We start from the raw sequence: 23703 nt of genomic DNA on the forward strand, positions 1-23703 counted from the left end.
AACTACGGCTGCACATGCAGCCGTTAACAGAGGTGATTACATGTTAGGCAGGCTTCGTATATCAACCAGTTTATATCTGTTACTGATGATGTTTTGTGTAATGCAGATAATCTCAAGTGGTTTATCACTTGGAATCATTCGCGCAGATCAGTCTTATATTGAACGGATTGATCTGGGAACACAGAAGAGGGATACCTTAGGGTTGAGCTGGGCAGCTTTGCTGCAATCGCGTAATACACTTAATCGAATCGCTGTGGGGAAAACGCTGCAACAATCTGAGGATCATATTGGCAGTATGGTTGCTAATGTTAAGGAGACCTTAGATAGGGCTGAGATGCATTTTGCTGAGTTTATTGCGCTGCCTAAATTGAATGACGAGGATGGTAGTAGTGTATTGCTGGCCTCGGTAGAAACCAGTTATAAGGAATATATCAAAGCCCTTAGAGAACTCTCGGTTTTTTTAGAAAGTGGTAATTATGATGCATTCTTAGACCAGCCGACAGAAAAGTATCAGCAGCAACTTGAATCTGATTTCAATCATTATATGCAATATATCGGTGAGGAGATTACAACCGCCGTTCAAGATGGTCGTCTTTATTACCAAATTTCAGTTGCCATGTTTGCAGGTGCGATATTAATGGTACTGGTTGTTGCCTGGGCGGCTCATTGGTGGTTGAAAAAGAATCTGCTCAGACCTTTTGCCAATATGCGTAGCCACTTCCAGAATGTTGCGGAAGGAAAACTCAATAAAGAAGTTTCTGTTTTCACTCAAGATGAAATTGGTGAAGTGTTCCTAAAATTACGTGAAATGCAACGTTCACTGGTTAATTCCATTACTTTGGTAAAAGAGAATACTAACTTGATGTATAACGGTATTCAGGAAATTACTCAGGGTAATACCGATCTCTCTTCCCGCACTGAAGAGCAAGCTGCATCACTGGAAGAAACGGCAGCCAGTATGGAACAACTGACTGCAACTGTGCGTCAGAATGCGGAAAATGCTCGCCAGGCCAGTGAATTGGCGGTATCTGCATCGAAAACAGCCTCTAAAGGGGGCGAACTGACAGTTGATGTTGTGGAAACAATGGATGCAATTGCCAATAGCTCACAGAAAATCAGTGCCATTATCAGCGTCATTGATGGTATTGCATTTCAGACCAACATCTTGGCATTGAATGCGGCAGTAGAAGCCGCACGGGCAGGTGAACAAGGCCGAGGTTTCTCTGTTGTTGCTGGTGAAGTGAGGGATCTCGCTCAGCGAAGTGCTGAAGCAGCGAAAGAGATTAAGACATTAATTAGTGAATCCGTTCAGCGGGTAAGCCAAGGTTCCGAGTTGGTTAGTCATGCAGGGAAGACCATGAATGAATTGGTCGTTTCTGTAAATCAGGTCACGGATCTGATGGCTGAAATTGCTGCGGCATCTGATGAACAAAGCCGGGGAATTCATCAAGTAGCACAAGCTGTTACACAGATGGATCAGGTTACTCAGCAGAACGCGGCATTGGTTGAACAGTCTGCGGCGGCGGCGGCGGCACTTGAAGATCAGGCCGATATTTTGGTGCAAATAGTGGCACAATTTGAGTTACCCAATAATTCAGAAAATAAGCTTGAAAATGAACTTTCACTGACGCTGAAGTCTGCGGATAGTGAAGGGGCAGTCAATCAGACTCGCTGAGGCCAGATGAAATCAAATTTAATTGCTTCAGTGACAAGTTTGCCATCTTCGCCACTGCATCACATGATTCAGCGTTACACCATGTCAGATGCGCATTTTGAGCGCATCTGCCAGCTCATATATCAACGTGCGGGTATTGTGCTGGCTGCACATAAACGGGAGATGGTTTACAACCGTTTAATTCGGCGTTTGCGTACCCTTGAAATACGTGATTTTGGGCAATACCTGTTCGTTCTTGAAAATGACATGAATAGTGAGGAGTGGCAGGAATTTATCAATGCATTGACAACTAACCTGACGGCGTTTTTCAGGGAAGCTCATCATTTTCCTCTGTTAGCTAAACATGCAAGTAAAAAAAATGGATCGTACCGGGTATGGAGTGCAGCGGCATCGACAGGAGAAGAGCCATATTCGATTGCAATGACGCTAAGTGATGCCTTAGGGGAGCGCTTTCACCGGGCAAAAATTATTGCCAGTGATATTGATACCCATGTTTTGGAAAAAGCACGCAAAGGGGTTTATCGACTGGATGAGTTGCGTCAACTGACCGATCAACAGAGAAAACGTTACTTTTTTAAAGGTATTGGATCTTATGAGGGTTATGCTCGTGTCCGGCCCCAACTTGCTGACATGGTGACATTCCAGCATCTAAACCTGTTAGATCCCAATTGGCCATTTGAAGAGAAGTTTGATGCCATCTTTTGCCGTAATGTTATGATTTATTTTGATAAAAAGACGCAGGAACGGATACTGCGCCATTTTGTTGCTTTGTTAAAACCCGATGGATTGCTCTTTGCAGGGCATTCTGAAAATGTCACTCAAATAAGCCGGGAATTCTACTTGCAAGGACAGACCGTTTACGGTGTAGGCCGGGCAAGGAGAGGTCATGAATAAAATAACTGTTCTTTGTGTCGATGATTCAGCGCTTATGCGTCAAATCATGCGAGAGATCATCAATAGTCACCCGGATATGGAGGTAGTGGCTTGTGCGCCAGATCCACTGGTAGCACGTGATCTCATTAAAAAGCATAATCCACAAGTACTCACACTGGATGTTGAAATGCCACGCATGGATGGTATTGATTTTCTGGAAAAATTAATGCGCTTACGGCCAATGCCGGTGGTTATGATCTCTTCCCTAACAGCCAAAGGTTCTGAAATCACATTAAGGGCATTGGAACTTGGTGCTGTTGATTTTGTAACCAAACCTCAATTGGGTATTCGTGAAGGCATGCTGGCTTACAGTGAACTTATCGCGGAGAAAATACGGACAGCAGCACAGGCTAAATTATCTGTACCAGTAATCACACCCGTAAGTTCTGCTCCTTTAAGTTTTAAACCTTTGTTATCCAGTGAAAAACTGATAGCAGTAGGCGCTTCTACTGGAGGAACGGAAGCAATAAAGAATTTGTTGCAACCGTTACCTGTCACTAGCCCGGCACTACTTATTACTCAACATATGCCACCTGGTTTTACCCGTTCTTTTGCTGAACGACTGAATAAACTTAGCCAAATTACCGTAAAAGAGGCTGAAAATGGTGAACGGATTTTGCCGGGGCATGCTTACATTGCTCCGGGTGATCGCCATATGGAACTATGTCGTAATGGTGCTGATTACCAGGTTCTGATCTCCGATGCACCAGCTGTTAATCGTCATCGTCCGTCTGTAGATGTGTTGTTTCGATCAATTGCTAAATTTGCCGGGAAGAATGCTGTCGGAGTGTTACTGACCGGCATGGGCAGTGATGGCGCAGCGGGTTTACTAGAGATGAAGCAAGCGGGAGCGTACACATTGGCGCAGGATGAAGCAAGTTGTGTGGTATTTGGTATGCCAAGAGCGGCAATACAAATGGGGGCGGTAGATGAGGTGATGGATATACTCAAAATGAGCAAGAGAATGCTGGCAAAAATAAGCTCGGGGCAAGCTGTCCGTATTTAACGGCTATCGGATATACACTAAAGATTTCAAGATGCATCGCGACGGCAAGGGAGTGAATCCCCGGGAGCATAGCAAACTATGTGACTGGGGTGAGCGAGTGCAGCCAACAAAGAGGCAACTTGAAAGATAACGGGTATAAATTTAATATTTTTTAAGCGGCTCTGTGCTGACTGGTAAATAATTTCAAGGAGTTTTTATGGCGAATAAGGATCTGAGATTTTTGGTGGTTGATGATTTTTCAACCATGCGTCGCATCGTTCGTAACCTTTTAAAAGAATTGGGCTTTAATAATGTAGAAGAAGCTCAAGATGGGGCAGAAGCTCTGGCTAAGATTCGTGCATCGCAATTTGACTTTATCATCTCTGATTGGAATATGCCCAATATGGATGGTTTAGAGTTGCTAAAAATCATTCGTGAAGATGCCCAATTGGCTAAGATACCGGTTTTGATGGTGACCGCAGAAGCGAAGAAAGAAAATATCATTGCAGCCGCACAAGCCGGGGCCAGTGGCTATGTTGTTAAACCTTTTACCGCAGCTACTCTGGAAGAAAAGCTCAACAAAATATTTGAAAAACTGGGCCTCTAAGGAGACATAATGAGTGTAAATCCAGTCATGCCAAGGGATGAGACCATTAGTGCCAGTGAAATTATCAGCCGTATCGGCCAGCTTACGCGTATGTTGCGTGATAGTTTACGTGAATTGGGATTGGATCAAACCATTGCCCAAGCTGCTGAGGCAATACCCGATGCGAGAGAACGCCTGGACTATGTTGTGCAGATGACAGCGCAGGCGGCGGAAAGGGCGCTTAATTGCGTTGAAGCGGCGCAACCTCGTCAGAATGAGTTAGAGTCATCGGCAATATTACTGAAAAAACGTTGGGATGAGTGGTTTGAAAACCCAGTTGAGATGCCTGTGGCACGCTCGTTGGTTATGGATACCCGGAATTACCTCAATTCGGTACCTGAACATACTGCTTTCACTAATGCTCAACTGCTGGAGATCATGATGGCACAAGACTTTCAGGATCTTACCGGTCAAGTTATCAAGCGGATGATGGATGTTATTCAGGAAATAGAAAAACAGTTGGTGATGGTATTAATGGAAAACATACCGGCTGACCAGATGGCGAAAACTAAGAAAGAGGCTGACAGCTTACTAAATGGTCCGCAGGTGAACCAAAACGGCGTGGGCGTTATTGCTAATCAGGCTCAGGTTGATGATCTACTGGATAGCTTAGGTTTCTGAATAAACGTGGCAAGAGGCCGCTGAATACATGTACACTGAGCCAGCTCAACTGGCTCTTCATCTGTTTGAAAACCGGTTTACTGAGTTTGTCTCAATTACATTTTTAATCAATTGCCCGAAACTCCATCACTCAAAGAGAAGGAGCAGAGGATAATATGACACAGCATAAAGAAAAATTTGATGGTTTGGCTAAAGGTTATGATCGCTACCGCCCTCGTTACCCGCAGGCACTTTTCCGTGAAATTTGCCACTGGCTGCCTAAAGACAGGGCACTGTCTGTTGTCGATATTGGTGCTGGAACCGGCATTGCTCTCGGGGGGCTGGCAAATCTGCTTGGTCAGCAACACCACTACACTGCCATTGATATTTCGCAGGATATGATCGACACCGGTAAACAGAAACTGCCATGGGTCAGTTGGTTACATGGCAGTGCTGAACAGCATCTCGCCAATGTAGGTAATCTTGACCTGATCATGGCAGCACAATCTTTTCAATGGATGGATCGGGTAACGGTATTAAATCTGGTCAGAAACAGTTTGGCGGATAATGGCATCATAGCGATCCTGCAAAATAACCGAGATTACCGGCATAGTGAATTTCTGAATGAGTATGAAAATCTGCTGGAAGAATTAAGCCCTAACTATAGCCGTCACTATCGGGATTTTGACTATGCGCAGGAATTGAATACGGCATTCCTGCATGAAAATGCCCTCCGTATTACACTCAATACCCATTGGAGTATGCCTATTCCTAGCGAAGCTTTTATCGGGATGAGTCGTTCATCGACTCAAGTGCAACGTGCTTTAGCTGTTCACGGTGAGTTATTTATCGAAAGATTAAAAATGCTGGTGGATAAATATCAATTTGAGGGGAAATTGGCAATTTTATATGAAAGCCAACTGTTTATGGTTGTTAAGCAGGTTAATTCTGGAAACGAATAATGTCAGAAATAGCGATCAGCTTCTCTATACCAACTGAGGAAGATATCAAGGGAGTATTATTTTGCAGGCTTTTCAGGAACACCCCTGGTTATTGAATTTATTAACTCATGCACAAAGCCGAAAACTTAATGAGTATCAACTTGAAGATACACATCAGTGGGAAAATGTACATGTTTATGATAATTATACAAAGATGCAGCGGTATTGATCGATATTAATCTTATTCTCTCTGACGGAATAAAATAGAATGGTTGTGGTTATCTTTGCATGAAACGGTTACACTCAATCATCCATGTTATTACATGTGGCAACTGTTACTAAAGGTGAAACAGCTTATAGCCGCTGTTTCACCTTCTCCTTGCAAGCCAGACTAATACTAATAAAACAAGAGAGTAGCGATAATATCTAAACCAAATACAATATCCAGAGTGCTCCAAATTTTTATTACAGCGATATCCTACTTAATGAGGCACTTCAAATTTAAAGTAATCGCTGAGGAGAACTATTTTGTCGTCCATAATTTCTATTAATGTTACGCCCATATTGCTATAAATATCACTATTTTTACGACGCCCTTCATTTTCCCAAATAACGCAAGCCTGGCTATTACTAGCAATGAAACCAGTTTGCCTAAAATGTAAATATTCAAAATTTGAGAAAAGTTTCTTGAGAAAAATAATCGACATCTTTTTACCTACCATTGGTGGAAGGCCCGGATAATAAAGTGAAATATCTTCAGAAAAAATATTATCCAGTCGTTTAAGGTCATACTGATTCATTGAGCTAAGAAGTTCTGCGGTTAACTCATCTATTCGGTTCATTATGTTTTGTCCTCTGTTTTATTTACTTGCCAGCATAATCGCGTTAAAAATTTAGGTCTGGCTGATGACTTCATTTTCCTGCTGCAAAACGTTTAATCGTTGCGCCAGTTGACGGACCCTCGGTGCGTTAAATAGATCGCGTAACGTTATTTCAACGCCGAAGTCACTACGCACTCTTGCTATTACCCGCATTGCAACTAAAGATTCGCCGCCGAGCTCAAAGAAATTATCCTCTGGAGAGATATTTTCTAATCCCAATAACTCGGCAAACAGACGACAAAGCGAGAGTTCTTGTGGGCTGGAGGCACCACTTTCATTGACTACTACACTGTTCCACGTGGGTTTCGGTAACGCTTTACGATCTAACTTTCCGTTAATGGTCAACGGGAAGTGATCAAGCTGCACTATTGCCGCTGGAATCATCGCTTCCGGCAAGCATGTGGTCAGACTGGACCGTATTAACTGTGGTTCAAGCGTAATACCTTTATGAGCAATGACATAACCCACCAACCGCTTCTGTTGACCTTCATCTTCACGCACAATGACCTCAGACTGCACGATATCAGGGTGCGCATTTAACGCTGCCGCCACCTCGCCCAATTCAATACGGAAACCGCGGATTTTAACCTGATCATCAGTACGGCCAAGGAAGTCCAATACCCCATCCCGACGCAATCTTGCCAGGTCACCCGTGCGATACATACGCGCATCTGTGCCGATAAAAGGATCAGCAATAAAGCGTTCAGCAATGAGTTCAGGACGATTCAGATAACCACACGTTACCCCTGCACCGCCCACATATATCTCACCCACAAAACCTACCGGAACCGGGCACTGAGCCTCATCAAGAATATAAATACCGAGATCATCAATAGGTTCACCAATAAGACTTGAAGCAGGCTGAGCAACGACTTCACGTGAAAGAGGGAAATAGGTCACATGTACAGTGGTTTCAGTAATACCATACATGTTGATCAACTGAGGTGCGTTGTCATCGTGCCTTTGATACCACTCCTCCAGAATATGCGCATTCAGCGCTTCTCCGCCAAAAATCACCGTGCGTAGCACCAAACTCTGCCCAAGCTCAGGGGCTTCGCGATCAGCATGGATCAGCGCCTGAAACGCTGAAGGTGTCTGATTTAACACCGTCACTTTTTCGCTAACCAAAAGCTGCAAAAAATCTGTAGGTGAACGGCTGACTTCCCAGGGAACGATCACCAATCTTCCGCCATTCAACAATGCTCCCCAACACTCCCAGACAGCAAAATCAAAAGCATAAGAGTGAAACATTGTCCAACAATCAGTTTCAGAGAAATTAAACCAGCGCTGAGTACTTTGTAGCAAACGCATCACATTATGATGAGTCACTACTACGCCTTTGGGCACACCGGTGGAGCCAGAAGTGTAAATGATATAGGCAGGATGTGCTGAAATCAGCGGTTGCAAGCGCTCTTTGTCAGACAGATCAGCAACACTTTGCATTTCCAGATGGGTGATCAATTTGGGATCATCTAGCAATACCATGGGGGTATTGGTTGTCAGGCGTTGCGCAATTTCACTGGTGGTGATCACACAAGCAGGTTCTGCATCGTCAATCATAAAATCAAGACGACTTTGCGGATAATCCGCCTCCACTGGCACGTAAGCAGCACCAGCCTTGATGATAGCCAGCAGTGTCACCATCATCTCAATAGAACGAGGTAAGCAGACCATAACACGTTGTTCCGGGCCTATTTGCCGTGATACCAGATAGCGCGCCAGTTGGTTAGCACGTTGGTTCAATACCGTATAACTAATATTCTCCTGCCGATAAGTCAGCGCCACACTATCTGGCTTTGCAATTGTTTGTTGTTCAAAGCGCGAGGTCAGAGTTTCCTCATTTAATACTGTGCGCCGTGCAGGTAATAGGCTGCCTCCTATGTGCCAACCTGGCAATGTTAGTTCACCAATGGGACGTGATATATCCGCCAGCAATTCAGTGATGAAATGCTGAAAAAGAGATTTTTGAAGGTTAATATCGTGGGGAGTGTAGAGGTTATCATTGGTATCGAGCGTAAACTGCAAACTGTCGCCTTCGCCATGATAATAAATGGTTACAGTGAGGTCCTCTACCGGTCCACTGGACAAATTTTTGGTACGCCCAAAATTACCCGCAAAGCTCACATTGCTGTTAAACAGCATCACATTGATATTCTGGGCAAACAAGCGGGGGGCAGAACCATTTCGCTGTAAATCACGATAGATATCTTCAGAACGATACTGCTGATGTTTGAGTAACTGGCGGATTTCTTGGCTGACCTGCTTACTAATGTCACCTATGGAATGAGCAGGATCTATTGTCAGACGCAGAGGTAATACATTGGATACCATACCTGGAATACTACGTAACATACGCCCTGAACGCGCAGTTACTGGCATACCCAAAGTAATATCCTGCTTATCGGTCATACGAGAAATCCAGGAAGCAACGATTGCAATAATAATTTGAGCCATACTACTTCCACTCTCTTCACTCAGAGTACGCAGAATATCATTGACCTTTGCCGGGATTTCACACTGAGTGCAACTGAACGAACCCAAGTCGGCAAACTGACCGGGTTTCGCCCCTACGGCAAGGCTCTGTGGCTCACTTCGGCCTGCCATATACTGTGACCACCACTGACGGTCATGTTGAAAATTTTCCGAGCGGCGGTACTCTTCATCAAAAGCCAACAGATCACTAAGAGGCCCGAAAGGATTTTCCAGCTCAGCAGCGCCAGTCAATTTCTGGGTATACAGTTCAGCAAGCCGCTGAATCAGCAGTGTAGTGCCAAAAGCATCACTAGCCAGATGATGGACACGGATAAACAAAAAATAGTGGTCATCACTGATTTTTAGCAGCGCAAAACCAAACAACGGCCCCTGTGTTAACTCCATCGGCTGCACCAATTCAGCCTTCATCCAGATTTCAACTTCTGTTACCGCATCCACATGGTTAGATAAATCAATAAGCGGACATTTCCATTGCAGGTTGGTAACAATCTGTTGTTGTAGTTCTTGTGGGTGCGGTACAACCACCACTCGTAAACATTCAGCTTCATCTATCAATTGGGACAATGCCGAGTTAAGTGTCTCAATATCGATAGCGCCTGAAATATCAATATAACAACCAGTGTTATAAATTCCTGCGCTTACATTTAATTGTTCAGCCAGCCAAATTTCCTGCTGTGCTGCGGTCAGGGGGTAATAGCTCCCTTGATGTTGTTTCATAATTAATCCTCACAGGCTGGTGATATTTTTATTTATATAAATTGCGTAATGTGATGTCTGCCTGAGAACCACGCAGCAAAATCAATATGGCGCAGAAGCAAACAACGACAGCAATAACAAAGGGAAGCCCTTGAAAATAGAGAGATTGTCCCTGGCGAGATGAAAAATGCAGCAATAACGCCCCCAACAGCGGTGAAGCAGTGATAGCCAGACCCAACATACAGTTCTGTGCTCCCAGATATTCCCCTTGTCGCTCATTGCCTGCACGCAATGAAATCAAAGCACGAAGCGTTGAATCGCTGATCAACGCCAGTGCATGTAAAGCAATTGCACCAGCAACAATAAGTGGTGATACCGCCAGGCTATAAGCGATAAACGCCAACATATAGAGTCCGTAACCGATGATCGCTGTGCGGTATTCGTTACAGTGCGCCACGAACATTTTTAGCAACCAAGTTTGCGTTATGATGATCCCGACGCCGAGCCCGGTGAGAGCCAGACCGTTTTCACGTGGTCCCCAGCCCAAACGCATTTCATTGAGTAAGACAAAACAGGCCAGAAAAATGCCATAAGCCACCATGCCAAGAGCCGAAGCATAAACCAGTCGTCTCAGTACCCCATCCGTCGCCAGTAGTTTCAGGCTGCCCAAAGGGTTGGCACGGCGCCAGTCGAACGAACGCCGGTTCTCCTTGGTCAGACTTTCGTTCAGAACGAACATAGCGGCAATAGCGTTCACGGCTGCCAGTGAGCCAGCAATCACAAACGGAAGGCGCGGTGCAATCATGCCCAATAGCCCTCCGAAGGCTGGCCCGGCAACCATGCCGAAGCCAAGAACACCGCTGACCAGACCGAAACGCGCTGCCCGCTGTGCTTCTGGTGTCACATCTGCTACGTAAGCTGATGCAGCGGAAGTACTGGCGGCAGTGGAGCCTGAAAGAAATATACCGGCCACCAGCCATCCTAATGACGGTGCTGTCGCCACCAGCGTATAGCTCAGCGCTGTGCCAAACAGTGTTGAAAGTAATACCGGCCGCCTTCCCCAAGCGTCGCTAAGCGCCCCTAACAACGGGGCGAAAAGGAACTGTGCAAAAGCATATAGTGAGACAAATAACCCGATTAACGGCACACCCGCTTCCGGTGGTTGAGGGGCAATCTCCCGCAACAGATCGGGTAAAACCGGGAGTACAATCCCGATACCCAAAGCATCCACAGCCAATGTCATTAGGATCACGGCCAATCGGCGTTTATGCTGGCGGTTTTCAGGAAGGTGAACCGTTGGGGAAGAATCACTCATACCTGTCCTCCTTTTATTATTGACGGAAAGTGATGGATTATCGCCTGCGATACATGTGCTACGTGCTCTTCCATCAGACAGCTATAATGATTCCCCGGCACTTCTGCGATACGAATGGGAAGGCTGGAGAACTTCTCCCAACCCCAGGCATTGGTCTCCCGGATCTCCGGCACAACAACCCCTTTCGGTAAGGGTTCTACCGCTTTTACTAACAGCATAGGAATTGGCAACTGTACGGGTATTGGACGATATTTCGGTGACATATCCGACGCAGCCCGATAGACATTGAACAATCCGTTAATTGAGCCCATATCATTCTGCGCCTGAATCAACGAGAAACGTTTTAGCTGCTCTTTGATATAGCTTAGTAACGCCTCGCGGGGTAATGCACGCATTTCATCGTCATCCAAGCTGTCGATCATTTCCAGTCGGTCAGTGTAGTAGGCAAAAATACCAAGAATAACTTTGGCAATATCAGCATCTTCCTGATACGGAACTGGTGCATAGGGTGGCGCGGCAGAGTCGAGTAGCACTAGAGAACCGATGCTTTCTCCTTCAGCATGAAGCTGCCGTGCCATTTCATAAGCTACTTTTCCACCTAATGAATGACCGCCGATATGATATGGTCCCTGCTGCTGAACCGATCGCAAACAGGCAATATAATGTGTTGCTATCTCTGCCACCGATTGGTGCGGCGCAGTTTTTCCATCAAGTCCCAAATATTGCATACCGATAAATGGCAGTTCTCGTGGTAATGCCGCGGCCAGGGGCATAAATTGGGTAACATTGCCACCCATACCCGGCACACAAAAGAAGGGTGAATAATTACCATTACCGCCGTGATTAATTGGCACCAGGCAGTAGCGGATGTGGGCATTCTCAGGAGCCAGGCTCTTTTTATCGTCAGATAGTGAACGGACAACACGTGCCATTGTCGGCTGTTCGAGAAACTCCGCCAGCGTCAGACAGTACTGGAAATGGTCACGCAAACGGGAGATCATCTGTGTTGCCAACAGTGAATGACCGCCCAGTTCGAAGAAATCATCTTCCAGGTTAATCGTCTCTTCACCTAGTAACTCATACCACAATTGACGAACGGCTTCCTCTGGGCTGGCGGAATCAGATATCACTGATAAATCCTGTAATTGTGTGCGCCGAACAGGAGTAAATTTACTGACAACGATCTGTGCTTCCATTCCGGCGATAGCCAGATCGAAAATAGCGCAGCCCTCTTGATTACTGAGACCAATCACACTTTCTTGACGGCGTGCAGCATAATCCACGGCCATTCCCACTTCTGCCCAGGTATCCCAATTAACTGACGTTACCGGTATAGCCTGCTGTCGCCAGTAGTGTGCCACGGCATCAAGATAACGGTTCGCCGCCGCATAGTCTGCCTGACCCATTCCACCTACCAATGAGGCAAGTGAAGAGCACAACAGAACAAAGTCGACAGAGTCCTGACTCATCGCCGTCATCAGTTGCTGTGTACCACTGACTTTTGCCGCCATCACATGCCGCCAGTCCTGCGACGTGCCATGCTCCAGCAATCCACTGGCTTCAATACCTGCTGAATGAATCACACCGTTGATAGCACCAAATCTTGCTCGCATCTGTGCCAGTGCTTCATTTAATGCCACACCGTCAGCAACATCAGCGCACAACATCATGACTTCAGCACCAGATTTCTGTAACACATCGAGTAAAGCTTCACTTGCCGCATTAGTTCCCCGGCGGCTCAAAATACCGAGTTTAACCTTACTGCATTTATTGCTGATGTGACGCGCCAGTGACTGACCGATACCTCCCAGCCCACCAGTAATTAGATAAACACCGCCATCACGCAGAATTTGCTGGTGCGGGATCTCATCAAGTTCAGTCAATGTCTGCAATTCACGCTCACCTTGCTTAAGCGTAATGCTGGTAACCGGTATTCCTTCTGCTGCTTCTTCCGGTTGCATATCCGTATACAGTTCCGCAATCAGCGATTGATATGTAGCAAAAGTGTCATCATCCAGATCGATATGACGTGCAGAACACCCCGGATACTCGGCCGCCAATATTCCGAGCAAACCAAGCGCGGGTGCGGCATTACAGGCTTCCAACACTCTGGCTGCCTGTAACCCACGGGAAATTAGGGTAATATTAAAAACCCTGTGATGACCGGTAAGCGCTTTAATTGCAGCCGCCAGTTGTTCAAACGCGGCCTCTGGTTGAGAAATCCCTGCCGCAGTCCAGCACCAGATGATACGTTCTGGTAGCATTTGTTGCTGTATCAGGCAATCTATCAGCCGTTGATAATCTTCGGGCTGATCCTTACGCAAACGAAAGCGGTAGGTACTCTGTTGCAGAAATTCATCAGCATCTTCAACAACGATACTGCCGGGCGCTGCTGCTTGCCATAAATCACTCAGTTCAGCGGCTTGGGCACCAAAAATCAACCACGGCGCACGATTCTGTTTTGCTTCACCTAGAGGCTTCGGTAACCATCGAGGGTAACGACACCACCGTACTACATTCGACTCACTTGCTGGCTGGAATGGTAAGGAATTGAACTGGCGTAAATTGTAACCGTGGATTTCAACCAGCACCTGCTTGCAATTCTGGCTCTCGTCCCAACTAAATAGCGTTATGTCATAAGTCCGTGGAGCCGTTTCAACCGCCAGACTGTAAAATTCGGCACATAATGGCTGGTGCAGCGTCAGCGAACCGTAATGGAATGGTATTGAAGCATCACCCGGCAACAGACAGGCATGTAGGAACACCGTGCCCAAGTCGAGTAAAGCCGGATGTAATGCAATATCAGGCAAATCATCGATAAATGCCTGGTTGAGTCGCAACTGCGCCAACGCACAGCGATCACCCATCCACACACCTGCAATGCATTGCCAACGCGGTCCATAGTCAGCAAATGCCTGATTGAAACGCTCCGGCGCCTCTGCAACTTCTTCAAGCTGCAAATTCCGACGTAGCTCATAAGGTGAAACAATCTCTGCTGGTGGAGAGCATATGGCAGTAATATTGCCGTTTGCATGGAGTTGCCACATGTCATTACCATCGTCGCGAGACTCCAGCGTAAAGGCAAAGCTGCGATCAATGGCGGTCAAGCTGATGCGTATCTGACGCTCAACACCTGACGATAGTACCAATGGTGAGGGGAAGTAAACTTCACTGAAAGTAGCTGTGCCACCGGGTTGCAATTCGTTAAAAGTACGACGCACTAATTCCAGACAACCTGTGCCCGGTAATACACCTTGCCCTGCGAAAATGCGATGTTCATCAATAAACCAGACATTATCATCTAGCTTACAAGTAAATTGTGTGACCCCCTCTCTATCCGATAACTGTGTGAAAATCGGTAGTTTTCTCTGTTGTGTACTTATAACCGTGGCTGATGTAGTGACAGGATGTTCCAACCAGAGATGTTGGCGTTGGAGGGGATGCACTGGCAGCATAACCCGATGTAATTTGTGTGAATGACTAAATGCAGCCCAATCGATAGCGACACCTTGCTGCCATAACTGCCCGACAGCATTGAACAATACCTCTTCATCCAGTTTCTGCTGGTGAGTATGGCGCATCGTGGTTAGTATCTGAGCCTGGCCTTTCTGCTGTAGATCTTTCAGCATGCTGCTCAGTGCACGCCCTGGACCGACTTCAAGCAGGATTGGATTGTCATAATGGTTCAGCAACGTAAGAATACCATCATAAAAGCGTACTGGCCGACGCAGATGATCTCCCCAATAACCAGAATTATCGCGATCTTGTTCACTGAACCAACTACCACTGATATTGGATATTATCGGAATGGTACTGGATTGTAGCGTGAAGCCTGCGCTGAATTCCCGCATCTGTTGTGCGGCAGCATCCATCAATGAACTATGAAATGCATGTGATGTCGTTAGTCGCCGGCAAGAAATACCTGCCTTGTTGCATTGCTCTTCCAGTATCGCAATATTGTCATGGCTGCCAGTTATCACGCACTGTTCAGGCCCGTTGAGCGCTGCAAATTCACACTCTGGTGCCAGCGAAACCATACGTTCAGATGATGCCTGTACCGCCAGCATTGCCCCTGTGGGCTGGCGCTGCATGATTGCAGCTCGATTTGCTACCAATGCCAGTGTATCTTCCAGTTCAAGCATACCCCCTACACAGGCCGCAACCAGTTCACCGAGGCTATGACCAATCATTGCTTGGGGGGTAATACCCCAAGCTTGTAGCTGGCAGGCCAGTGCATACTCAACAGTGAACAGCGCAGGCTGAGTATAACGTGTAGCATTTAACCGGCTGACAGCATTGTCGCGTTCCGATTGCGGATAAATTAACTGCCTGATATCCAGTTTGATGTGTGGCTGTAGCAGTTCGGCACAGCGATCAAATTGCTGGCGGAATACACCATCACGCAGATAGAGCGATTGACCCATTTCAATAGACTGACTGCCTTGTCCCGGAAACATAAAAATCACCGATCGAGGCTGTTGTTTGCGACTCATAGTCTTAGTCTGTGGTGATAGTCGGCGTAGTTGATTAATTAATTGCTCCCGATCTCTTCCCACAACAAAAGCACGCTCACTGAAAGCGCTGCGTCCTTGTTGCAAAGTCCCGGCAATATCCGCCAATGGCTCATTACCGGTAGTCAGTGCGACTGCCAAGCGTTCCACTTGCTGAATTAACGCTTGTGGCGTTTTCGCTGAAATCGGCAGCAGATGCCAGAGCTCGTCATCTAATATACGGACATCTTGCTGGCGCGGAGCTTCTTCCAGAATAAGGTGCGCGTTAGTGCCACCAATGCCGAAAGAACTTACACCGGCACGACGTGGCTTACTTGTTTGCGGCCACGGGCATGCTGTATTGATTACAGAAAACGGGGTCTGTTCGAAGTGGATTGCAGGATTGGTTTGATGATAGTGAATACTTGGCGGCAAAGTCTGGTGACGTAGCGCCAACACGGTTTTGATTACACCGGCTATACCGGCAGCCGCATCAATATGTCCTATGTTTCCTTTCACAGAACCTATTGCACAACTCCCTACAGGTAATACTTCACCATCAGATTGCTCCAGGAAAGCCTGAGTCAGCGCACGTATTTCTACTGGATCGCCTAAAGAGGTCGCCGTACCATGTGCTTCGATATAACTGATGCTGGCAGGCGATACCCCGGCATTACGCAGCGCGTCTTTGATCACTGAAGATTGACCGTCAATACTTGGTGCCGTGTAACTCACCTTCTGTGCACCATCATTATTGACAGCAGAACCTTTAATTACCGCATGGATGGTATCGCCATCCTCCAAAGCAGCGGACAGACGTTTTAGTAATATCATCCCACCGCCGCTGCCGCTGGCTGTACCGTTGGCCGCCGCATCAAATGGTCGGCAAAGGCCATCTGGAGACATAATTCCACCACTGACATGGACAAAGCCAACCTGTTGCGGGTCCAGCGCTACAGCACCTGCCAATGCCATACCACATTCACCACGCCGTAGGCTTTCGCAGGCAAAGTGAATAGCGGTGAGTGATGACGAACAGGCGGTGCCAATACTGACAGCCGGTCCGCTAAGGTTCAGCTTGTAAGCAGTACGTGTAGCGATAAAATCCTTGTCATTACCTATTTGCCACTGACCGGGGTCGAGGTGCATCCGGTCTTTATTTGGCATGACGTTTTCCAGCAGGTAATAATTGAAGCCACTGCTACCAAAGACTCCCACTGAACGCGGTGTACTATCATTGCCATAGCCAGATAGTTCCAGCGTTTCCCATGCCATTTCAAGAAACAACCGCTGTTGCGGGTCCATCACCTGCGCTTCACGTGATGAATAACCAAAGAAACGTGCATCAAACTCCGCACACCTCTCCAGCAAACGTGCGCGTCTGACAAACTGTGGGTGACTTAACAGCGCTGGATCGACGCCACGTTGTAACAATTCCTCGTCAGACAACTCCACACTAGCATCGTAACCCGCCAACAACCTCTGCCAAAAAGTGTCGAGATCTGGCGCTTGTGGGAAGCGGCCCGTCATACCAATAATTGCAATAGCATTGCTATCCAGAGTCGAAACATCCAACGTTGGTCTTGCTCTCTTTTCAGTGACTATCAGCGGTGTGGCTGCAACAGGTGTTTTTTGCTGCGACAGCGCATCCAGTAGTTGAGCCTGTTGTCGAATGGTGGGATGAGCGAAAATATCGGTCACAGACAAGCCTCCACCAAACGCCTCATTCAATTGCTGGAATAGCGCCATAACCCGTAGTGAGTGGCCGCCAGCATCGAAAAAGTTTTCGTCATAACCGATCTCATCCCTCTCCAGCAGTTCACGCCAGATAGCTTCAACGCGACTGAGTGATGACACAACTTTGGCTGGCAAAGGAGAAGATTGATGCTGACCGGCACGTGTCAGTTTCATTTCAGCCAACGCTTTCAGATCGATTTTTCCCGTAATACCGGTAGGCAGAGCATCAAGGAAGAACAGCGCTGTCGGCACCATCACTTCATTAACCTGTTGGCGTAATTCGCTCAGGATCTCACTGCGGCTGGTTTCGCCGACAATGTATCCCGCCAACTCTTTATTCCCTTTGCTATCGGTGATCGCCAGCGCTTCGGCCTGACGTACACCCGGTAACGCACTTAGGGCGGCACGCACAGCATTCAGTTCAATTCGGTGACCACGGATTTTTACCTGACGGTCAACCCGACCAACAAACTCCAGTGCGCCATCCATGCGTTGGCGCACCATGTCGCCGGTACGGTACATACGAGCTTTTAATTGTGGTGCAAAGCTATCGGGTAAAAACACCTCAGCGGTTTTTTCATCCATACCCAGATAGCCCTGTGCAACACAGGTTCCCGCTAAATAAAGTTCACCCATTTCCCCCGGTGCCACGGGCTTTCTCTGTTCATCAAGCAGATGGAAGCGAACATCGCCCATTGGACGCAGCACTAGATTTTGTCCTTCGGCATGATAATCGGTAAGGGATACCACAATCGCACATTCAGTAGGGCCGTATCCATTCATCAGCCTACGCCCTACAGACCAGCGTTGGGCGACTTCGGGCATACAAGGTTCACCGGTTACGATAAGCACCTGGAGATTAGGCAGCGGTACTAACGGCACTATCGTCAACGCGGAAGGTACAATCCACATATGCGTAATCTGTTTATGTGCCAGCCACTCTGTCAGATCACTGCCAGGCAACAGTTGCTGTTTCTTACCGAAGACCACACAAGCACCCGCTACAAGCGCTGGAAAAATTTCTCCCAACATCACATCAAACACGGGCGAGGAGTACTGCACTATGCGAGAAGAAGGTTCAAGCCTCAGCTCATCGCGGATTGCCAGAATGTTATGGCAGACACTGCGGTGGGTGACAGCAACACCTTTCGGTTTACCCGTTGAGCCAGAAGTGTAAATAACGTAAGCACAATCATCCGGCTGACAGATCGCCGCCATAGTCATATAGGGTGCATTGGCTATATCTAACTCATCGATATTAATTGCCGCCAGACCAAGACGCTGGCACAGAGGCGCTGTTTCATTTCGGCACAATATCGCTTTTACTTCCGCATTATCAATCACATACCGATTTGCTGGTTCGGCGTTATCAGGAGCCAATGGCACAAACACCGCACCAATCCGGTTAATTGCCAGCATTGCCGTGACATTATGTGGATGGTGCCCCATCAGAATGCCAACTCGATCACCTCGGCTTACATCTACTTGTTGAAGTTGCTGCGCTACATATGCGGTCAATGTATCAAGCTGCTGATAACTCAGACTTAATTCATCACTTTCCAGTGCCACATGTCCGCCATACCGGGACAGGTTCTGTTGAAACAACTGAAACAATCCCTGTGGCTTATCAGCCATGAGTTCTGGTTGAGTACTACGGCCAGCATTAACCGTCAACAAATCCGCCAATGCAATATCTGGTTTTTCAATGAGTTGTGGCAACATAGCCAGTAAATACTCACTCATCCGTCCTAGAGTGGCGGCAGATAATCCCCCCGGCATTGCCATAAAATGAGCGTAAACCTGACCATTTACACGATTAATAGCCAGCTCCAAATCAATTTTGGCGCGATAGTCCCCCAACTCAACGTCTGAAACCTTCATGTCTCCTAATGTTGCATCGTTTGGTTGATCCAGTTCACAGGAGAAAATAGTTTGGAAAGCAGGATTTTTACCCGCCACACGTGGCAAATTAAGTGTTTGTACCAAATAATCGAACGGTAAATCACGATTTTCAAGGATGTCGAGACTAACCTGTCGCGTATGCATTAAGAGTTGCTGAAAAGTGTGTAACTCACGGCTATTGATACGTACCGGCAAAGTGTTAGCAAAGTAGCCAATCAGCGCATCCCATGCAGGTATGGTGCGCAGCGACACCGGTGTTCCGACTATAAGATCCTGCTCATTACTTTGCTGGCGCAGCAGGAGTGCAAATAAACTCAACCAGACCATAAACGGTGTACAGTTTTGCTCGCGAGCCAATTTCTCTACACCTTCAACATACACTTGGGGAACAACACAACTTATTGCAGCCGCTTCGTCAGTTGGTGCAGCCATCTCATTCAGTATCAGAGTAGCTGGCGCATCCGCCAATTGTTGACGCCAGAAATGAATCTGTTGCTGTACCGCCGGTTCAGTCAGTCGAGTGCGCTGCCAGGTAATGAAATGCCCATAGTTTGCTGCCAACACGGGTAGCATGGGTGCTTTACCGGCCAGACGTACCTGATAGCAGTGCCGTAACTCATCAAAAAGTATTGCCAGCGAGCGGCCATCGGAAATAATGTGATGCAGAGTAATACAAAGCACATGCTCTTGCGGAGACAATGTAAACAGTACCGCACGGATGAGTGGTCCATTGGCGAGATCGAAACTTGCCATCATTTCTTCTCGCAACTTCGATGCCAGCGCAGATTCGCCGCCGGAGATATTCTGTTGGCGCAGGGTTAGCGTTAATTCAGGCGAAACCTGATAACTGGGTTCAAAACTGGATGTTCCATCCGGCTTGTTTACTTTGCTGACTTGACTGGAGAATGTGGTACGCAATACATCATGACGTTGCACTACATCATTCAGCGCCTGCATTAACGCATTAAAATGCAGATTACCATGCAGACGCCATGTGACAGGTACGTTGTAACTGCAATCATCCGGCCGTTGCATGGCAATCAACCACAAACTGCGCTGGCCGAATGAGAGTAAATCACTGGCCTGCGAAACGTGCTGCACAGCAACACTCTGTTTCGTACTGCTCTTTTCAACGCTGTCCTTTTCAATACCGTCCAGTAACGAGGCCAACCCGGCGATAGTTGGATGATTGAAAATAGCGGAAAGTTTAAGCTGAACACCAAATGTCTTATTGATCTGCGTAATCAGATTGGCAGCAATTAATGAATTGCCACCACAATAGAAGAAATTATCTTCCGTACCGATAACCTGAACCCCTAATGCCGTTCTCCATAATGCCAGCAATTGTTCTTCACGAGCGTTAGCCGGTTCTGTCATAGATTCCTGATTTTCTGGTAGCGAAAAATCTGGAACCTGCAAGCGCTTGCGATCAACCTTCCCATTGGGGGTAGTTGGTAATTTATCGAGAAACACGAAAGCACGCGGCATCATATGTTCGGGTAGCCGCAGGGACAAATAACCACGTAACTTGTCAGTATCAGCCGATGACACAACATAGGCGACCAACACTTTATTATTTGTACTGTCATTACAGGCGACAACCGCGCACTGGCGCACATCTGCGTGTTCCAATAGCGCGCTCTCCACCTCGCCTAACTCGACGCGAAAACCGCGAATTTTAACCTGATGATCACTGCGTCCCATGAAATCAATAGTACCGTCAGCCAGGAAACAACAAATGTCCGAGGTGCGATAGAATCGCGTACTACTATTATTGTTATTGTCTGCCACAAAACTGTCTGCCACAAAACGGCCTTGGTTATCGAATTTGCCGGTAATAAATTTCTCTGCCGTGAGTTGAGGATTATTGAGATATCCTTTTGCTACGGTAACACCTGCAATCAACAATTCACCACTAATGCCAATCGGCACTTGTTGCAGGTGTTTATCAACAATGAATAGCTCACAGCTAGCCAGCGGCCTACCTAATGGAATTACTCGCCCGGCCTCCAATGGATGTGTTTCCGGATCAAAAACAGTGCTATCAATGGTTGCTTCAGTTACACCGTAAGAACCCAGAATACGCGCGTCTGGGCGGCACAGCGCTTGTGCTGCGTGCAGCTCATGACCAAACCAGACATCAGCCCCACATACCAGTGTTGATAATCCATCCAGACGTTTCCCATTATCCTGACAGAACTGAATTAATTGACGCAGTACCACAGGAGGAAAATCACCGAAGGTCACGCCTTCGCTCATCATTAAGCGGTGCATTTCAGCTGCATCTAGCAACCACTCACGCGGACACATAACCAAGCATCCACCACAGCCCAGAGTACGACTGAAATCCCCTATACTGAGATCGAAAATCGGTGCAGCAAGTTGTAGTGATACCGGCTCCCCGGGTTGGGTGAAACGATAGTCATGGCACCAGGCATGGAACGATGCATGCAGACTACCGTGGCTTACCTCTACTCCTTTTGGATTACCGGTTGAACCAGAAGTGTAAATAACATAGGCTGAGTCACTCTCCTGAACTGACCAGATTGGCGGCACATCCGGCGGCGCTGGTTGACGAAACAGCCTATCAACTTCCAGCACAATGGCATGAAAATCAAGCAAACCAACAGCATCCTGTTCACTGGTGAGGATCAGTACTGGCTGTGCATCATTTATCTTATCGGCGAAGCGAGGATCAGAGGGGGACAACGGCACATAAACCGCACCGGCAGAGAGAATAGCGTAAAAAGAGATGACAATTTCTGGCCGGTAGCTCATCAATACGGCAACCCGGCTACCCGGCCCAACGCCACACTGGCGCATCTTCGCGAGCAGGCATTGTGCGTACTCATCCAGTTGAGCATAGGTGAAACGTTGATTACGCCAAACAATAGCTCGTGCATCTGGATTATTATGCACTTGTGACTTGATGCGCTCAGCTACTGAAATAAACGCCAATACCGGCAGAGGTTCTGCTGGCCGGGAGAAGCGAGCCAGTGTTTCCAGCTCTTCTGGTGGCAACATGCTACATTTGGCGACAGAACGCTCAGGTTCACTTAACAATGCATCCAACAATTTCTCATAGTGATTCACCATGCGAGTAATGGTGAGGTTATCAAACAAATCGGTATCAAATTCAACCAGACAGAGTAGTGAATTCGGGGATTCTTCTATCGATAACGTCAAATCATATTTAGCAGTACCAGAATGGATAAATTGTACTTCTGCTGCTAACCCATCCAGTTGTAATGCTTGTCCCGGACTCTTCAAATAATCAAACATAATCTGAAAAACAGGGGGATGACTCAGAGAACGCAGGGGTTGTACCACATTGACAATCTCATCAAACGGCAAATCAGCATTTTCATATGCATCAAGCAATATATCGCGCGCTTGAACCAATAGATCACTGAAACTTATCCCTTCGTTAAAGCGAAAACGCAACGGTAATAAATTGATAAAAAAGCCAAGGCGGACATGTTCATCAATATTGTGACGATTCGCAAATGGACTGCCAATAACGATGTCGTCATCATGTGAATAACGATTCAGCAATACTGCAAAAGCGGAAATTGCCACCATATAAGGTGTCAATCCATAACGTTGGCAGATTTTAGAAATACGTCCAACGAGAGATAAAGGAAGTGACTTCTGATATACCGCGCCCCGTCCCCGTTGTTCTAATAGCCGTGGTCGATCGGTGGGTAATTTATGTAGTTCAGGCAATTCCGCCAGCTGTTTTCCCCAATAATCGCGTAAGCGTTGCCGACGAGCGCTATTCGTATGAATATCTATTACAGAGTCACTGGCATGCGGGTAGGTAATTGTCGCCAACTTAGGCTGTTGGCCTACTTTATACTGGTTATAGGCATGGCTAAAATCATTAAGAAAAACGTGAGTCGACCAATCATCAAATACGATATGGTGAAGTGTAAATATCAACTGATGATCGTTCTCTTGCCGGCGAAGCAGTAAATAACGAAAAGGCAAATCGTTATTGAGATTAAAACAATATCTGGCTTCGTTATCACAGATAGACTGTACTTTGGTTTCGCGTTCCTCCGGGGAATAATCGCTGAGATCACTGATACGTAATTCAGGCCACTGCGGATTCAATGCTATCTGCAATTCTCCATTGAGAACATGAAATTGTGAACGCAACACCGGATGGCGCTCAATCATAAAAATAATAGCTTGTTCAAGCGCTTCCTTATTTAACAAACCATGCAAACGTAACGAAAATGGTACGTTATATAATGCTAAGTCCATATTTCCTTGGCTGATGAACCATAGCCTGCGTTGAGCAGGCGTTGGCAATAAGAATGGAACATTCGATAAGGTGTTTGAATAATTACTCACAAAATTTTTCCTAAGATAAAAAGATTTTTGCAGCTTAGTGATTGCCGTAA

At 46.9% G+C, this 23703-nt stretch carries 10 protein-coding genes and 1 pseudogene; 7 read left to right on the forward strand and 4 right to left on the reverse strand.

What is annotated here, in order from left to right; genetic code table 11:
- Positions 1-40 precede the first annotated feature (40 nt).
- The 7 genes and pseudogenes from ACGF49_RS03000 to ACGF49_RS03030 all read left to right on the forward strand — a co-directional run.
- Entirely contained in the window at positions 41-1675 is a 1635-nt protein-coding gene (locus ACGF49_RS03000) for a methyl-accepting chemotaxis protein (RefSeq protein ID WP_113042038.1), read from the forward strand.
- 6 nt (positions 1676-1681) lie between these two features.
- Positions 1682-2569, forward strand: coding sequence for a protein-glutamate O-methyltransferase CheR (cheR, locus tag ACGF49_RS03005; protein WP_267479077.1), 888 nt, complete (start codon positions 1682-1684; stop codon positions 2567-2569).
- Positions 2562-3614 (forward strand): chemotaxis response regulator protein-glutamate methylesterase, encoded by a 1053-nt coding sequence (locus ACGF49_RS03010; RefSeq protein WP_113042036.1) that lies wholly within the window; start codon positions 2562-2564, stop codon positions 3612-3614. The genes cheR and ACGF49_RS03010 overlap by 8 nt, the downstream gene beginning before the upstream one ends.
- A gap of 196 nt (positions 3615-3810) precedes the next feature.
- Complete coding sequence (gene cheY / locus ACGF49_RS03015; protein WP_011146127.1) at positions 3811-4200, forward strand: chemotaxis response regulator CheY; 390 nt, start codon at positions 3811-3813, stop codon at positions 4198-4200.
- A 9-nt stretch (positions 4201-4209) separates the two neighbouring features.
- Positions 4210-4860 carry a protein phosphatase CheZ gene (gene cheZ / locus ACGF49_RS03020; protein WP_113042035.1) on the forward strand — a complete coding sequence of 217 codons (651 nt, stop codon included), beginning with the start codon at positions 4210-4212 and terminating at the stop codon, positions 4858-4860.
- Between the two features lie 155 nt (positions 4861-5015).
- Positions 5016-5801, forward strand: coding sequence for a trans-aconitate 2-methyltransferase (locus ACGF49_RS03025; RefSeq protein WP_228900873.1), 786 nt, complete (start codon positions 5016-5018; stop codon positions 5799-5801).
- A gap of 236 nt (positions 5802-6037) precedes the next feature.
- Positions 6038-6175: pseudogene (locus ACGF49_RS03030) on the forward strand (IS630 family transposase); the annotation flags it as partial.
- Positions 6176-6262: 87 nt separating this feature from the next.
- Here ACGF49_RS03030 and ACGF49_RS03035 read toward each other — a convergent pair.
- Genes ACGF49_RS03035 through ACGF49_RS03050 form a run of 4 tightly spaced genes read right to left on the reverse strand, consistent with a single transcriptional unit; the run spans position 6263 to position 23653 of the window.
- On the reverse strand, positions 6263-6622 hold the full coding sequence (locus tag ACGF49_RS03035; RefSeq protein ID WP_113042033.1) for a nuclear transport factor 2 family protein: 360 nt from the start codon (positions 6620-6622) through the stop codon (positions 6263-6265).
- A gap of 51 nt (positions 6623-6673) precedes the next feature.
- Complete coding sequence (locus ACGF49_RS03040; protein WP_387489552.1) at positions 6674-9871, reverse strand: amino acid adenylation domain-containing protein; 3198 nt, start codon at positions 9869-9871, stop codon at positions 6674-6676.
- A gap of 28 nt (positions 9872-9899) precedes the next feature.
- Positions 9900-11165: an MFS transporter gene (locus ACGF49_RS03045; protein ID WP_113042031.1), complete on the reverse strand. Its 1266-nt coding sequence runs from the start codon at positions 11163-11165 to the stop codon at positions 9900-9902.
- On the reverse strand, positions 11162-23653 hold the full coding sequence (locus ACGF49_RS03050) for an amino acid adenylation domain-containing protein (protein WP_387489555.1): 12492 nt from the start codon (positions 23651-23653) through the stop codon (positions 11162-11164). Before ACGF49_RS03050 ends, ACGF49_RS03045 begins: the two co-directional genes overlap by 4 nt.
- Positions 23654-23703 lie beyond the last annotated feature (50 nt).

This window comes from Photorhabdus sp. RM96S, assembly GCF_042879335.1.
GTDB classification, from domain to species: Bacteria; Pseudomonadota; Gammaproteobacteria; order Enterobacterales; family Enterobacteriaceae; genus Photorhabdus; species Photorhabdus kayaii.